Consider the following 14830-nt stretch of genomic DNA (forward strand, 5'->3'; position numbering starts at 1 on the left):
AGAAAAGCGAGGCAGAGCCTCTAGACATGGGTTCCCAGGCAGAGCCGGGGAACCAGTTAACCAGTTAACCAGTTAAACTGACAACTGACAACTAACTAATTATTCAGTCTTAAGCGGGCTAACAAACTCCCACTTCCCACCTTTAACAACATTTCCTGACATAGTAGTCAAGCTAGTGTCGCCATTAGCATCAAAACTCCAATTACCAAGTACCCCATTAAAATCTTTAGTTGCCAAAACAGCATCGCGGATAGCTGCGCGGTCATTTTTACAAACCTTATTAATCGCGCCGATAATCACCTTAGCAGATTCATAAGCATAAGCTGCATAAGCTTCCGGTTCAGCATTATATTTTGCCTTGTAACCGGCGTACCACTTAGCGCCCTCACCAGTCAATTCTTTTGGAGGTAAGCCACCAAAGGTAGCATAAACACCTTCGGCATCTTTACCTCCAGCATCAATTAAAGCTTGCTCTTTAATGCCGTCTGGTCCCATGAATTTGACTGCTTCCTGTGTCATACCGACATTTCTGATGTCTTTAATTATTTGTCCGGCATTGCTTTGGGTCGTACCACCAAAATAAATCATTTCGGGATTTAAAGCCTTGATCTTATTCATTAAAGCTTTATAATCACTGGCTTTGATATCAATTCCCTCACGACCAAGCACCTCAATTCCCGCAGTTTTAGCACTTGCTTCAAAAACGTCAGCAATACCTTTGCCGTAGAGTTCTTGGTCATCCAGAATATAGACTTTTTTAACTCCTAAAGATTTCGCCCAGTTGGCCGCGACAGCACCTTGGAGGTCATCAGCCGGGACAACCCGACTAAAATTGCGAGTACCTGCGGGGTAATAAACATTGGGTTCTTTGGGCTCACCTTTTCCTGGTTTTGTCAAGCCCGGATAGGTGTTTGCCGGACTCACCATCACTACATTAGCTTGGTTGAGCACGGGAATTGAAAGTTTGGCAGCGCCTGAGTTATAGTGACCGATCGCAGCAACTACCGAACCATCGGCTGCTACTTTATTAGCATTGGATGTAACTTGGCTTGGGTCCCATTTGCCAGCCGCAGCAGTGGCGTCATCAAGCACTTCGTATTCCATCTTGATTTTGCCGTCGCAGGCTTTGGAATCGGTTTCAGCCAGGGCTTGTTTAATCCCATTGACCATTGTTTGAGCTTGACCCAAGGCACTACCTGTCATCGGCAGCATAGAGACAATTTTGACAGTGTTGGGGTCGGCAGGACTGCTAACTGCGACAGGAGAGGCTGCGGGAGTGCTGCTGGGAGTGCTACCGGAACTTGTGGCGGTGGGTGTTTGCGGGCTTTGACAACTCGCGCACAGAGAGGCTATGGAAGCAGTCACGAGTAATGTCCGCAACCCTATGGCGTTGAAATGCTCTTTTGGGTTGGTGTTTTTGGGTGTGGGACTTTTGCCCCCTAACTTCGGTGACAGGTTCATAGGTCCGTTGGTTTGTTGCTTGGGTCTTAGCATATTTTCACTGTGTAAAAATTAAATACACTGTTTAATAACTTAAAATTATAGTTAAAGGGGAAGCCGAATCAGCAATTAACTTCATCGCAGCTTTACAATATGATGAGATGAAAGTATTTCCCGGAGTAAAAATGACCATAAATATGGGACGATATGTGCACGTAGTGAAACTTTTTTGGGGGGCGGCGATCGCAGCAGAACTCGAATACCGCATCAATTTTTTCCTCGCGGCTCTCAGCAGCATCGGAAACCTGACTGGTAGTTTGTTTGGGCTGTTTCTGTTCTACCGCAACGGTAACACATTTTCTGGGTGGAAATGGGAAGAAGCCTTAGTTGTACTGGGCATTTTCACGATTTTACAGGGTTTTTCCTCAGCCTTTCTCGCACCTAATCTTAGCCGGATTGTCGATCGAGTGCAGCAAGGCACCCTGGATTTTGTCCTCCTCAAACCCATCAGTTCCCAATTCTGGCTGTCTGCAAACACTGTATCTCCGTGGGGAATACCCGATATCATCTTCGGCGCGGTGTTGCTGCTGTACTCGGCCAACAAATTAGGAGTAGAAATCACCAACTATTTCTTAACTGCAATACCGCTGTTATTTGGCATGGTGAGTCTTTACAGTATCTGGTTTATGTTGGGTGCAACCAGTATTTGGTTTGTCAAGATTTATAACGTTACTGAAGTCCTCAGAGGATTGTTAGAAGCTGGTAGATTTCCCATGGTAGCTTATCCCGCAGCTTATCGATTTTTCTTCACGTTTATAGTCCCGGTTGCTTTTTTGACCACAGTCCCGGCAGAAGCAATGTTAGGCAGAGGTGATATACTTTGGATAGCAGGAGCAGGCCTTTTGGCGATCGCACTTTTGTTCGCTTCCCGCTACTTCTGGCAATTTGCACTCCGATTTTACACCAGCGCTTCCAGTTAGTTATGAATTCAAACAGTAAACAGTTGACTTTTGACTGTTAATTGTTGTATGATGAAATTACATATTTTAAATATCCATAACAATCTAACACTACAAATAAACAATCAAAAAAAGGCAAACCAATGAAAAACAAAAAACTCGGAAACACTAACTTTAATATCAGCGCAATTGGTCTGGGAGGGATGCCACTATCCTTAAATGGTAGACCAACAGAATCCCAGGCGATCGCCGTAATTCACCGCGCCCTAGATTTGGGAGTCACATTAATTGACACAGCAGATTCTTACTGCCAAGATCAATCCGACAAACACCATAACGAGGAACTAATTGCCAAAGCCTTACAACAGTATACAGGAGATATTAGATCTGTCACCGTCGCCACAAAAGGTGGGTTGATGCGACCTCAAGGTGCTTGGACGCGGAACGGCAACCCCCACCATTTACGCAAGACAATTCGCGAAAGTTTTGAAGCCTTGGGCGGCCAAAAACCCATCGACCTTTGGCAATATCACGCCCCCGATCCTAGTTATACCATCGAAGAAGCCCTAGCACCAGCAAAAGAAGCAGTTGCAGAGGGAATAGTTCGATTTGTGGGAGTCTCCAACTTCTCAGTAGAACAAATCAAGCGCGCCCGCGATACAGTAGAAATTGCCTCAGTTCAAAATCAATACAATCCTTGGCACAGAGAACCAGAATCAGACGGCGTACTGGAATACTGTGAAACCGAAAAACTGACATTTTTTCCTTGGAGTCCTCTCGGAGGAAGCCGTCGCGTCACCAGTTTGCAAGATATGCCGGCGATCGCGAAATTAGCAGCAGAAAAAAACGTTTCAGTTTACTGTATAGTGTTAGCCTGGTTGATGGCAAAATCTCCCTGTATCGTTCCCATTCCCGCTGCGACCAAACTATCCAGCATCGAAGACTCTGTAAAAGCGATGGATGTAAAGTTGACTGATGAGGAAATTCAACAAATTTCAGCAAGTTAAGTAGATCACAAAAAAACAAGCCAACAGGCAAGATGCCTGTTCCACAAAGAGTAAAATTGATTGTGGATCATCAATAACAGGCAAGATGCCTGTTCCACAAAGAGTAAACTTGATTGTGGATCATCAATAACAGGCAAGATGCCTGTTCCACAAAGAGTAAACTTGATTGTGGATCATCAATAACAGGCAAGATGCCTGTTCCACAAAGAGTAAAATTGATTGTGGATCATCAACAACAGGCAAGATGCCTGTTCCACAAAGAGTAAACTTGATTGTGGGGTGGGCATCTTGCCCGCCCAGAAAAGTGATATTTTTGGAGAAAGGAAATTTTATGGAAATCAATCAAGTGAATACCAATTTAGACTTAGCAATCGAACATCAAAACGTACCAGTCGCCCATGAAGGACTACACAACTTTTTGTACAGTTCCGATGAAGAACATGGTGCTGCGACAGCAATTCAGGCATTAGAAAATGACGGAACACAAATAATATCGATCGCAACCTGGCGCGATTTAGCAACTAACGCCAAAGTCGCTGGCGTTTATGCCGTAATAGATACTTCCCATCAAACCCAGTATATAGGATATTCGCGAAATATCCTGCTTTCTCTCAACGGTCATATCGCCCAAAATGGAATAGAAAACTGTGCATTCCTCCGCGTCCAAACCTTCAAATTTCCCAAGCGAGAAGAAATGGAAAATTTGCGCGATGCTTGGATAGCAGAACTTGGCAACATTCCCCCTGGAAACGATGCAGACAGCGAAATGTGGGCGAGTACAGTCGGTCAAGCCGCACGGGCTGCAATGTCTGCTGATGAGCAAAAAGCTTATGAAGAAAAGAAACTGAAATTACGCAAAGCAATGGCAGATTCCACTCTTACCAAAGAGTTAGAAATAGCAGCCAAAAATGCCGATGAACGCGGCAAAGATTTGGAATCTGCTGTTAATGATGATGATTGGAGTGCTATAATTCAGTCGCAAACCCAAGAAACCAAAGCATCTAACTAAAAGTGAAGCGACTGGTTCTTCTTTTAATCCAGAATCGATAAATCCGAAATCCAAAATCCAAAATCCAAAATCCAAAATCGATGCAACCTGTAGACTTGACAACTTTAACTGCGGCTTGCAGCGAACTGCGGGCCCAATGGCTGCCAGCACGCTTAGAACAAGTCTACCAGCGCGATCGCTTCACTGTGTCCCTAGCCCTACGCACCATGAACAAACGGGGCTGGATTGACCTTTCCTGGCATCCCGTAGCCGCCCGCATCTGCGTCGGCGACCCCCCGCCCCGCATTCCCGACACCTTCACCTTCAGCCAACAACTGCGACACCAACTCAGCGGTTTAGCCCTAGTTTCCATCGCCCCCATCTCCCCCTGGGAAAGAGTTGTAGACTTGCAATTCGCCCAACGCCCAGGAGAACCAGCCCTGTGGCACCTCTACGCCGAAATCATCGGCAAATACAGCAACGTCATCCTCACCGCCCACGACAATCTCGTTGTCACCTGTGCTCACCAAGTCAGCGCCAAACAGTCCAGCGTGCGCCCCATCCAAACCGGGCAACCCTACGAAATGCCCCCGGCTTTGACCGATACAGCACCAAGCGCGATCGAACCTCAAAACAGATGGCAAGAAAGAATTAGCCTAGTTCCTGGGCAATTACACCGCAACCTGTTGAAGAATTATCGAGGGTTGAGCAAGGCTTTAATTTGGTCTATGATTCGATCGGCCAATTTAGACCCAGAACAATCCACCGACAGCCTCAGCCCCCACGACTGGCAGCAACTATTCCAGCGGTGGCAATACTGGCTAGAATCCCTAGAAAACTCAAAATTCAAACCCAGTTTGACAGCCCAAGGCTACACCGTCATCGACTGGCCAGCACCCGAAAATCATAATGTAGGGGCGGTGGATGGTGCGTGCGTGCCCTCTAATACTTCCCCGATTCTTTCCCCCCTTGGGGGGGGCTGGGGGGGGTTAACTTCGATTGGGACGGGTAGAGAGGAGTTAACCTCTGCCTTCCCTTCAGTCCAAGAATTACTCAACAGCTACTACACCAGCGAAATCAACCAAGAAGTATTCGCCCAAGTGCGACATCAACTAAGTCAAAAACTGATTAACCTGCTAGCAAAACTCAAACTCAAAGCCAACACCTTCAAACAAAAATTACAGCAGTCAGAAGTAGCCGACACCCACAAATCCCAAGCCGATTTGCTCATGGCAAACTTACAACATTGGCAACCGGGAATGAAAACCATTTCTCTACCAGACTTTGAAACCAACCAACCAGTTGCTATTCCCCTGAATCCCGAAAAAAACGCCGTCCAAAACGCTCAAGCACTCTACAAAAAGCACCAAAAACTTAAAAGAGCTCGCATTGCCGTAGAGCCGTTATTGGCCGCCGTCCAAGAAGAAATAGACTATCTAGAACAAGTAGAAGCTGCACTTTCGGTATTAGAAACCTACCGCAACACCCAAGATTTGCAAACCCTAGCAGAAATCCGCGAAGAACTGATTCAACAAAAATATCTAGATGCTCCAGATTACCGCAGTACGGACAAAAATGCTGCGATCGAATTTCACCGCTACCAAACCCCCAGTGGCTTTGAATTATTAATCGGGCGCAACAACCGCCAAAACGACCAACTCACCTTTCGCGTAGCAGGGGACTACGACATCTGGTTCCACACCCTAGAAATTCCCGGAAGTCACGCATTGCTGCGCGTCACACCGGGCACAGTTGCCGAAGAAGCCGATTTGCAATTTGCCGCCAACATGGCCGCCTACTACAGTCGCGCCCGTCAGAGCGAACAAGTACCAGTAGTGTATACAGAACCGAAATATGTGTATAAGCCCAAAGGCGCAAAACCTGGTATGGTTGTATACAAGCAGGAGCGCATAGTCTGGGGCAGACCGCAGCAAGCCACAGCTTAATCTAAGTCCGTCCCGAAATGTAAAGTTTTATTGCAAAAATTAAATTTTCTTGCTAAAAGAACACTCTCGAAGGATGATATGTTTTGAAGAACCCGCTGCAAGGGAACGCGCTGTTTGGGTTTCCTCACTTTGAGAGAACAACGGACTTAATTAATTAGCAGACCAGCTTTCACAAAAAGCTGGTCGTTCTTGTTGAGTATTTAATATTTTTGACCATTGCAGGGGAATGATTTAACCGCAGAGAACACAGAGGACGCAGAGGGAGGAAGAAGGTCTAGAGTCTTGGCGGTTCGTTCCAATGACCAAAAAGCACTGTACAGATTAACGCAGACCATGAATCTGCGTTAATCTGCGGTTAAAAACAACCTAGAAAGTGAAAGTCGTTCTGACCACGCCAATCAACAAATCAGAGTTATTCTTATTGTGGTCGGGAGCAGTCAGCCAAATTAAACCAGGAGTGATGGAAATATTGTCACTCAACTTGAACTGATAGAAACCTTCAATGTGCAACGAAGTATCCTTATCTTCGGGCAATTTCCGATTAGTGGAACTCGTCACTCTCGGTTCCATACCTACCAAAAAGCCAGCGACATTTCCCTCTTTCAATAAATCGGGAAAAGCCAAAGTAACTGCCCAGTTCCAGATTTTTTGGTCTCCCCGCTGGACAGAACCCGTAGGAGTTGCCAAGTTGGATAAAATGCGCTGATTGGTGTAACCAGCCCAACCGCCAACCGCAAGTCCACGGTTCACCTTCCAGGAAGCCTCCAAGCCGTAAGAATTGCTAGAAACCGGAACAGTACCGTCACCTAGCCGGAAGTAACCGAGCCGGCTCGGAAAATTAGAAGCATTGCTGCCGGTACCAGTGACGAAGTTGTAGGAATTAAGGTAAGTCAAACCTAAAGTCATGCTACTTGTCGGCTTAAAAGTCAACTGAGCCAAACCGCCGTAGGAGCCGTTAAATAAACCATTTCCCCGTGTTGGGTTAGCAGCATTGCCGGCCAAATATCCCAAACTCAGTTCAAGTTTGTCCCCAAATTGATGCCGCAAAGCGATACCGGTACCTGCGGTTAAATAGTAAATCGGGTTGCGAGTACCGAAGTTAGAAAGAGCTCCGCTTCCCCCATCTCCGTCAAAGTAAGGGTTCACCGTATTTGTGAAATCGTCAGCAGCCCCGGCATTGGCTTCGAGAATGACTGTAGTGCTTTTCCCTAGAGGGAATTGATAAAACAACGCATCTAAACCTACAGTATTGCTAGCAGTGCCAAAAGGCCCAGCATTAAACCGCAATTCTCCTTCAGCAGTTTTCGTATTATTAGTAGAAAATGAACCCAAATTTAAAACTTGCAGTCGAGTTCTCAGTAAATCTTTGCCTGTGAAACTTGTGTCGAAGTTGAGACGAACTCTGCTGCCAAAAGCTGTCGTTTTATCAGCATCGCGACCCTTAGCATCTTCTCCTCTGGCGATGCCTGTCAAAGCGAATATTACTTCGCCATTGAGTTTAGTCGTAGTCGAAAACTGATTTGCTTCTAATTCAGCCGTCCGTGCTTCCAAAGCATCGACGCGGCCGCGCAAGGTTGCTAATTCGGCGGCAAATTCTTCTTGCAATTTTTGCACAGAAGCTAAATCTTCTTTAGTTGCCAGGCCTCTGCTACCGCCTCTAATCAGTTCGTTCACCTTATCCAAACAGGCGTTTAAACCGGCTGCAAATTCGTAGCGAGTCATCGCCCGGTTGCCACGGAAAGTGCCGTCGGGATAGCCAGCGATACAACCGTAGCGTTCTACCAGGGACTGCAAAGCTTGGAACGCCCAATCTGTAGGCCGCACGTCAGACAGTTGCGAAACTGAGGTTACTTGAGCGGCCGCATTTTCGCTGTCGGTGCCTTCAGCGCTGTATTGGTTGATTTGCTCTAAGGCATTGGGCAATGCTGGAGATGTGGCCTTGGGAGCTGTCGATTGGGAAATTTGCTCCGGTTGTAGTGCAACTGCCCTGGTTGAGTCGGTGGCTGGTTTGGCTTCGCTGGTGTTTGCCCCTAGGACTGTGCTGTTGGGTTCTGCGACTGCTGCGGCGGCGACAGGCTCTGTTGTGATTAAATCTGCTGCTGCTACTGTGTTGGCTGGTTCTTGTGACTGTTGAGCTACTGGGGCGATCGACTCGATCGCACTTGTATTGTCAATAGTTTCAATAGTCTGAGGGCTAGCTAATGAGACTGAATCTGCCGTTAACGCTTCTGTATCGGGCTTTGCTGTCTCTGTTGCCGCACCTGCTAATTGCAATTTATTAACTGGAGTCGTTGCTGCAATTTCCAGAGGTTGCTCTGCTAGGGAAGCAGAAGATACAACCAAACTTGCTGCTAATACAGCGGGACTGACTAAGAGTCCTTTCCACAAAATTTTAGACATTGTTACCTCACACCACATGGGATCGATCGCCAGTCCCGAAGATTTAGGCGATCGTAAATACTATACATCAATTGGGCCTAATGGTATTAGCTGTCAATAATCCTCTCCAGCCAGCCCGCTCACGCTCCCAAAACAGCTTTGTACTGTCACTTTCAGTAAGTCGGGCATTCACCTTAGCCAAAGTGATATTGACAGAATTAGCCCAAACAAATAGTTCGATCGACTACAGACAAGAAGGATTGTTTTTTTTTGCTAGTCTCAATCCAAGCTAAAAATTGTTACTGGTGTGGAGACAAGAGTGAAATCTGCTGTAGAAAAACTTAAATATGCCCTAGTTCACGAATGGTTAACGCCCTTAGCCACGGGCGGTTCAGAATTAGTAGTAGAGGAAATCCTCAAACACGTAGAAGCCGATGTCTATGCCCTGATTGACTTTGAATCGGAAAATCCCGAAAGCTATCTTTTCGGGCGACAGATTGGCACAACATTTTTGCAGCACTTTCCTTTCGCCCGCAAAGGTGTCCAAAAATATTTGCCTTTTTTACCGATCGCGATCGAACAACTAGATTTGCGTCAATATGACATTATCCTCTCATCATCCCATGCCGTCGCCAAAGGCATCCTCAGCAGTCCCAGCCAACTACACGTCTGTTACTGCCACACACCCATGCGTTACGCCTGGGACATGACTTTTGACTATTTGGACAGTAGCAAAGCCGGACGAGGCATCCCAGGGGTGCTGACGCGATATTTGCTACACCAACTACGGCAGTGGGAAGTCATTTCTGCCAATCGCGTTGATTATTTCATCGCCAATTCCCAACATACAGCCCGCCGGATTTGGCGCTGCTATCGGCGACGGGCAGAGGTGATTTATCCACCAGTCAATATCGAGCGATTTTCCTTAGTAGCACAAAAACAAGACTTTTACGTCACTGTTTGCCGATTGGTAAGCTACAAAAACATCAGCGCGATCGTCCAAGCATTCAATCAACTAGGCCATCATCTCATTGTCATCGGCACCGGGCCTGAATTAGAAATGATGCGACAAATCGCCAAACCCAACGTGCAAATACTCGGATGGCAACCAGCAGAAGTAGTGGAAAAATACATGGCCCAAGCCAAAGCCTTTGTATACGCAGCTTGCGAAGATTTTGGCATCGCCCTGGTAGAAGCCCAAGCTTGTGGAACACCAGTAATTGCCTATGCAGCCGGTGGCGCCTTGGAGACAGTGCGCGACATTCGCCAACATCCAGAGACGGGGACTGGTTTATTTTTTGCTTCCCAAACCCCCTCCGCATTAGTCGCAGCGGTGGAGGAGTTTGAACAGTTGCAAGGCAAATTTCAGCCGGAAATCGGGCGACTCCACGCCGAGGAATTTGCCCCGGAAGTCTTTCGCCAGCGCTATCTGGGTTTTGTGGAACACTGCTTTGAGGAATTTCACTCCGGTGATTTTACGCAGACTTGACTGGGAGAGAGAGGGAGATGGGGAGAGGGGAAGATGGAGACAGAGAGGGAGATGGGGAGAGAGGGGGAGAATTTTTTCTATGCCAACCGTCAACTGCCAACTGCCAACTGCCAACTGCCAACCGTCAACAGTCAACTGCCCCTTTCCCCAAGAAAATTGACGATTAGAAACATAATTCACAGAACAAAGCGTCTTGAGGCTTTATGATCAGGACTGTGTGTGGTGTGAAGTGAAGGAGTAAGATGACTGCCGACAGCCAACTAATCTCCGGCAAGGTAATTCGAGCGATCGCGAGACGCGGTTTTCAGCCTGTCTTGTCTAGAGACAGACGCATAAGTCGCTCTCTCCAAAGCCTCGACGGAGAATTTTTCAAACGGTTATTTGACATCATGTTTTCCTTGTCGGTTCTGATCCTGTTTGCTCCGGTTTACCTGCTTTTGGCTCTCTCGATTGCCTTAAGCTCCTCCGGGCCAATTTTTTATGTACAGGAACGAGTAGGCAAAAATCACAAGATGTTTTATTGCCTGAAATTCAGAACGATGGTGGAAAATGCCGACGACATCTTGGTGGAAATCATGGAAAAATCGCCGCATCTCCGTCAAGAGTTTGAGGACAATTTCAAGCTGAAACAAGACCCTCGAATCACCTGTATCGGAAGGTTTCTCAGAGCGACCAGTTTAGATGAATTTCCCCAATTTTGGAATGTTTTGAAGGGAGATATGAGCGTAGTTGGGCCCAGACCCTTAGTTGAAGAGGAATTGCCTAGATACGGCACTTACATCAACAAAGTTCTGACCATCAGACCTGGAATTACAGGCCTATGGCAAGTCTCCGGCCGGAACGACATTCCCTATCCCCGCCGAGTCCAGATCGACCTCTATTATGCCAATGAAAAAAACCTTTGGATGGATATGTGGATCGTTTTCAAAACAATTGGCGTGGTGATTTTTCCTAAAAATAACGGCGCATACTAATTTTTGTCCGCAGTCAGCATCAGTAGTTACTACTAATTTGCTACTAACTACTGATGCTTGCTACTGACTGCCCGGGCTAAGTCTTTGCAAAATCTCAACTCTGCTTTGACACCGATCGAATAATTGTGAGTTAACCTAGAGCTTGAGAAAACGATCGGCAGGCAACAGCACCCCTGCCCTGAAAATTACAATCTGTCAAGGAACAATTTAGATGACGCAACGGAAGCGAGCCCTAATCACTGGTATCACAGGTCAAGACGGCTCTTATTTAAGTGAGTTATTGCTAGAAAAAGGCTATGAAGTTCACGGCATTATCCGGCGGAGTTCTAGTTTCAATACCGATCGCATTGACCACATTTATGTCGATCCTCACAGCGAGGACGCCAAGTTATTTCTCCACTACGGAGACTTAACCGACGGCACCACTCTGCGCCGGATATTAGAAGAAGTCAAGCCAGTAGAAGTTTATAACTTAGGAGCTCAATCTCACGTTCGAGTTAGCTTTGACTCCCCAGAATATACGGTTGATGCCGTAGGAATGGGCGTATTGCGCCTCCTAGAAGCAGTTCGAGACTATCAGCGACGCACAGGCATAGAAGTGCGCTTTTATCAAGCAGGTTCTTCGGAAATGTTTGGCTTAGTGCAGGAAGTTCCCCAAAAAGAAACAACACCTTTTTATCCCAGAAGCCCCTACGCTTGCGCCAAAGTTTACGGTCACTGGCAAACCGTAAATTATCGCGAATCCTACGGTCTTTTTGCCTGCAACGGCATCCTATTCAACCACGAATCTCCCCGCCGTGGTGAAACATTTGTAACTCGCAAAATTACTCGCGCCCTCGCCAAAATTTTAGCAGGAAAACAGAAAAAACTTTACCTAGGAAATCTCGATGCCAAGCGAGACTGGGGCTATGCTAAAGACTATGTGCGAGCAATGTGGCTGATGCTGCAACAAGAAAAACCAGATGATTATGTCATTGCGACCAACGAGACCCATTCCATTAAGGAATTCCTACATTTAGCCTTCACCTACACCAACTTAAATTGGGAAGATTATGTAGAGTTTGATGAGCGCTACCTACGTCCCGCCGAAGTCGAACTGTTGATTGGCGACTCGACAAAAGCCCGCACTCAGTTAAATTGGGAACCCTCTGTAACTTTTGAGCAATTAGTACACTTAATGGTAGATGCTGACATTAAAGCTTTGGATCAGCAGTTACGAGGTTCTGGCAACGGATTTGATTAATTCAATCATTGTGAAAAACCTGTAGGGCGGCTTCACCAACAGGTTATCTTAAATCCGGCAGTATCGGAATTATTAGTAGCCAAAATTAGGAGACGGCATTGCCCATTGGTGTCAACTTAACTTCTAAGCCAGTCACAGAATGCGGTTTGACTATTAAACTTAGATCCCCCCTAGCCCCCCTTAAGAAGGGGGGAACCGGAAATGACTCAAAGTCCCCCTTATTAAGGGGGATTTAGGGGGATCTAGACTCGGCTGTGAACGAGATTTATCAAGGCTTTCATCATTGTTGATATTTGAGATTGTCGATCGACCTTTATGCAAAAATAGGATAAAATTATGACCAGCTTAGACTTAAGTAACAAACGGATTTTAGTCACAGGTGGCGCAGGTTTCCTAGGCCGTCAAGTCATCGATCAGTTAGTCAAAGCAGGGGCCGATGCTGATAAAATTGCAGTGACGCGATCGCGCGATTGCGACCTCCGAGTCATGGAAAACTGCAAACGCGCCGCCGACCAACAAGATATTATCATTCACTTAGCAGCCCACGTCGGTGGCATAGGTTTAAATCAACTCAAACCCGCTGAATTATTTTACGACAATTTGATGATGGGCGCGCAACTAATCCACGCAGCCTACGAAGCCGGAGTTGCAAAATTTGTTTGCGTTGGCACAATTTGTGCTTATCCAAACTTAACTCCAGTTCCTTTCAAAGAAGACAACCTCTGGAACGGCTATCCAGAGGTAACTAACGCCCCTTACGGAATAGCCAAAAAAGCCTTATTAGTGCAATTGCAATCCTATCGCCAGCAGTACGGATTCAACGGTATCTACTTGCTACCAGTAAATTTATACGGCCCGGAAGACAACTTTGACCCCAAGAGTTCCCACGTCATCCCTGCATTAATTCGGAAAGTCCACGAAGCCCAAGAAAGGGGAGACAAAACATTGCCAGTGTGGGGCGACGGTAGCCCTACTCGCGAGTTTTTGTATTCCAGAGATGCAGCGCGGGGAATCGTGATGGCAACTCAGAATTATAATGACTCCGAACCAGTGAATTTGGGAACCAATTCTGAAGTACCAATTAAAGATTTGATTGAGTTAATTTGCGAATTGATGGAGTTTAAAGGCGAAATTGTGTGGGAAACAGATAAACCCAATGGTCAGCCACGCCGTTGTTTGGATACAGAAAGGGCAAAAACAGCCTTTGGGTTTACTGCACAGACGGAGTTTAAGGAAGGGTTGAAAAATACGATTGAATGGTATCGGAAACACGCAGCGTGAGTGTGAAAACCCGGTTTCTTGGAGAAACCGGGTTTTTTTAGAATCAGGTGGTGTATGGAACTAAATCAACAGAAAGAACTTTTCAGTAAAGCTTATGTACGCGCTGTGGTGGCTGTTGCGGGTTTTTCTGTAAATCAGCTAGAGGTAGACGACGACAGCATCGATTTGCATATCGTGGGGAGAGGTGGCGGCGGAACTATCTTTTCCCCTGAGCTGAATTTGCAGTTAAAATGTACTTCAAGGGATATACTCGATCGGCAGTTTATCCGATATCCACTCAGGATCAAAAACTATAACGATTTGAGAATCAACTCGCAGGTGCCACGCATCTTAGTTGTAGTTTTAGTACCAGAAAATCTCGAAGACTGGTTACAGCAGTCAGAATCAGAAATCTGTATGAGGAATTGTGCTTACTGGGTGTCGCTGCGGGGACAGCCAGAAAGACAAAATACAACTAATATCACAGTTGAGTTACCCCGATCTAATCAGTTGACAGTAGAGGCTCTTAAGTCTATCATGCAGCGTCTTAGCCAAGGAGGTTTACCGTGAAAGTAACTGTACGAGACTATCAAATTCTTCAGACTATAGATCCAAATGTGCTAGAAGAGCACTTGCAAACAAGCGACTGGCAAAAAGTTGCTGTAGTTTATGAAAATACCTTGATTTGGCACAAAAAAAATGATAGCGGTCAGCTTTTTGAAATCAAGCAGCCTTTGAGACAAGAATTTGATGCCCCTCAGCTTATTGGTGAGGCTATAAAGACGCTAGAAATAGTAGAAAATCGCTCGCAACTAGAGATACTCAGCGATTTAATCACTTCATTGCCTAATGTTGAAATCCCAGGATGGATTAATAAACTGCACGGGGAAGCATCGGGAACCTGTCAAGTGATACTCATGGGATTTGTGGTGGGTAAATTGAGGGAAATTCATCTGGAATTGAGGGAATCAGATTATCAGTTGGCTCTTAAAGCTTATGAAGAGCGATCGGCCGTAACTTGCTCAGGTGATTTAATTAAAGAAGATGGCTATTTCGTGTTAAAACACCCGCATATTTTTGTGGATATAACTGAAGCAGCATTGATCAAATAGTTTGGTAAATACTTGTTATGATAAAAATTGAAC

The 14830-nt window shown here is 46.1% G+C and carries 13 protein-coding genes; 11 read left to right on the forward strand and 2 right to left on the reverse strand.

Annotated elements, in window-relative coordinates:
• Positions 1-99: 99 nt before the first annotated feature.
• Positions 100-1461, reverse strand: a complete 1362-nt coding sequence (locus tag AAFP11_RS02780; protein WP_341735643.1) for a branched-chain amino acid ABC transporter substrate-binding protein — start codon at positions 1459-1461, stop codon at positions 100-102.
• Between the two features lie 176 nt (positions 1462-1637).
• Here AAFP11_RS02780 and AAFP11_RS02785 point away from each other — a divergent pair, with 176 nt between their 5' ends.
• The 4 genes from AAFP11_RS02785 to AAFP11_RS02800 all read left to right on the forward strand — a co-directional run bounded on the left by AAFP11_RS02785 (position 1638) and on the right by AAFP11_RS02800 (position 6340).
• Positions 1638-2420: an ABC transporter permease gene (locus AAFP11_RS02785; protein ID WP_341735726.1), complete on the forward strand. Its 783-nt coding sequence runs from the start codon at positions 1638-1640 to the stop codon at positions 2418-2420.
• A 122-nt stretch (positions 2421-2542) separates the two neighbouring features.
• Entirely contained in the window at positions 2543-3406 is an 864-nt protein-coding gene (locus AAFP11_RS02790) for an aldo/keto reductase (RefSeq protein ID WP_341735644.1), read from the forward strand.
• A 331-nt stretch (positions 3407-3737) separates the two neighbouring features.
• Positions 3738-4415 (forward strand): GIY-YIG nuclease family protein, encoded by a 678-nt coding sequence (locus AAFP11_RS02795; RefSeq protein WP_341735645.1) that lies wholly within the window; start codon positions 3738-3740, stop codon positions 4413-4415.
• 80 nt (positions 4416-4495) lie between these two features.
• The gene (locus AAFP11_RS02800) at positions 4496-6340 is read left to right on the forward strand and encodes an NFACT RNA binding domain-containing protein (protein WP_341735646.1); all 1845 of its coding nucleotides are present in this window, start codon (positions 4496-4498) and stop codon (positions 6338-6340) included.
• A 366-nt stretch (positions 6341-6706) separates the two neighbouring features.
• Here AAFP11_RS02800 and AAFP11_RS02805 read toward each other — a convergent pair whose 3' ends face one another.
• Positions 6707-8740 (reverse strand): iron uptake porin, encoded by a 2034-nt coding sequence (locus AAFP11_RS02805; RefSeq protein WP_341735647.1) that lies wholly within the window; start codon positions 8738-8740, stop codon positions 6707-6709.
• An 80-nt stretch (positions 8741-8820) separates the two neighbouring features.
• Between AAFP11_RS02805 and AAFP11_RS02810 the strand changes: the two genes are divergently transcribed.
• From AAFP11_RS02810 to AAFP11_RS02840, 7 genes are all read left to right on the forward strand, one after another.
• A complete protein-coding gene (locus tag AAFP11_RS02810; protein ID WP_341735648.1) occupies positions 8821-9012 on the forward strand; it encodes a hypothetical protein in 192 nt (63 codons plus the stop codon).
• 26 nt (positions 9013-9038) lie between these two features.
• Positions 9039-10208 carry a glycosyltransferase gene (locus AAFP11_RS02815; protein ID WP_341735649.1) on the forward strand — a complete coding sequence of 390 codons (1170 nt, stop codon included), beginning with the start codon at positions 9039-9041 and terminating at the stop codon, positions 10206-10208.
• 242 nt (positions 10209-10450) lie between these two features.
• Positions 10451-11182 (forward strand): sugar transferase, encoded by a 732-nt coding sequence (locus AAFP11_RS02820; RefSeq protein WP_341735650.1) that lies wholly within the window; start codon positions 10451-10453, stop codon positions 11180-11182.
• 211 nt (positions 11183-11393) lie between these two features.
• The gene (gene gmd / locus AAFP11_RS02825) at positions 11394-12425 is read left to right on the forward strand and encodes a GDP-mannose 4,6-dehydratase (RefSeq protein ID WP_341735651.1); all 1032 of its coding nucleotides are present in this window, start codon (positions 11394-11396) and stop codon (positions 12423-12425) included.
• A 336-nt stretch (positions 12426-12761) separates the two neighbouring features.
• Positions 12762-13706 (forward strand): GDP-L-fucose synthase, encoded by a 945-nt coding sequence (locus AAFP11_RS02830; protein ID WP_341735652.1) that lies wholly within the window; start codon positions 12762-12764, stop codon positions 13704-13706.
• Between the two features lie 54 nt (positions 13707-13760).
• The gene (locus tag AAFP11_RS02835) at positions 13761-14255 is read left to right on the forward strand and encodes a DUF4365 domain-containing protein (protein ID WP_341735653.1); all 495 of its coding nucleotides are present in this window, start codon (positions 13761-13763) and stop codon (positions 14253-14255) included.
• Positions 14252-14797 carry a hypothetical protein gene (locus AAFP11_RS02840; protein ID WP_341735654.1) on the forward strand — a complete coding sequence of 182 codons (546 nt, stop codon included), beginning with the start codon at positions 14252-14254 and terminating at the stop codon, positions 14795-14797. The genes AAFP11_RS02835 and AAFP11_RS02840 overlap by 4 nt, the downstream gene beginning before the upstream one ends.
• Positions 14798-14830 lie beyond the last annotated feature (33 nt).

Source organism: Microcoleus sp. CAWBG640, from assembly GCF_020883015.1.
Lineage (GTDB): Bacteria > Cyanobacteriota > Cyanobacteriia > Cyanobacteriales > Microcoleaceae > Microcoleus > Microcoleus anatoxicus.

Excerpts from the sequence above, each read along its gene's own strand:
- AAFP11_RS02780 (WP_341735643.1), bottom strand. The coding sequence starts at position 1,461 with ATGAACCTGTCACCGAAGTTAGGGGGCAAAAGTCCCACACCCAAAAAC.
- AAFP11_RS02785 (WP_341735726.1), top strand. The coding sequence starts at position 1,638 with ATGGGACGATATGTGCACGTAGTGAAACTTTTTTGGGGGGCGGCGATC.
- AAFP11_RS02790 (WP_341735644.1), top strand. The coding sequence starts at position 2,543 with ATGAAAAACAAAAAACTCGGAAACACTAACTTTAATATCAGCGCAATT.
- AAFP11_RS02795 (WP_341735645.1), top strand. The coding sequence starts at position 3,738 with ATGGAAATCAATCAAGTGAATACCAATTTAGACTTAGCAATCGAACAT.
- AAFP11_RS02800 (WP_341735646.1), top strand. The coding sequence starts at position 4,496 with ATGCAACCTGTAGACTTGACAACTTTAACTGCGGCTTGCAGCGAACTG.
- AAFP11_RS02805 (WP_341735647.1), bottom strand. The coding sequence starts at position 8,740 with ATGTCTAAAATTTTGTGGAAAGGACTCTTAGTCAGTCCCGCTGTATTA.
- AAFP11_RS02810 (WP_341735648.1), top strand. The coding sequence starts at position 8,821 with ATGGTATTAGCTGTCAATAATCCTCTCCAGCCAGCCCGCTCACGCTCC.
- AAFP11_RS02820 (WP_341735650.1), top strand. The coding sequence starts at position 10,451 with ATGACTGCCGACAGCCAACTAATCTCCGGCAAGGTAATTCGAGCGATC.
- gmd (WP_341735651.1), top strand. The coding sequence starts at position 11,394 with ATGACGCAACGGAAGCGAGCCCTAATCACTGGTATCACAGGTCAAGAC.
- AAFP11_RS02830 (WP_341735652.1), top strand. The coding sequence starts at position 12,762 with ATGACCAGCTTAGACTTAAGTAACAAACGGATTTTAGTCACAGGTGGC.
- AAFP11_RS02835 (WP_341735653.1), top strand. The coding sequence starts at position 13,761 with ATGGAACTAAATCAACAGAAAGAACTTTTCAGTAAAGCTTATGTACGC.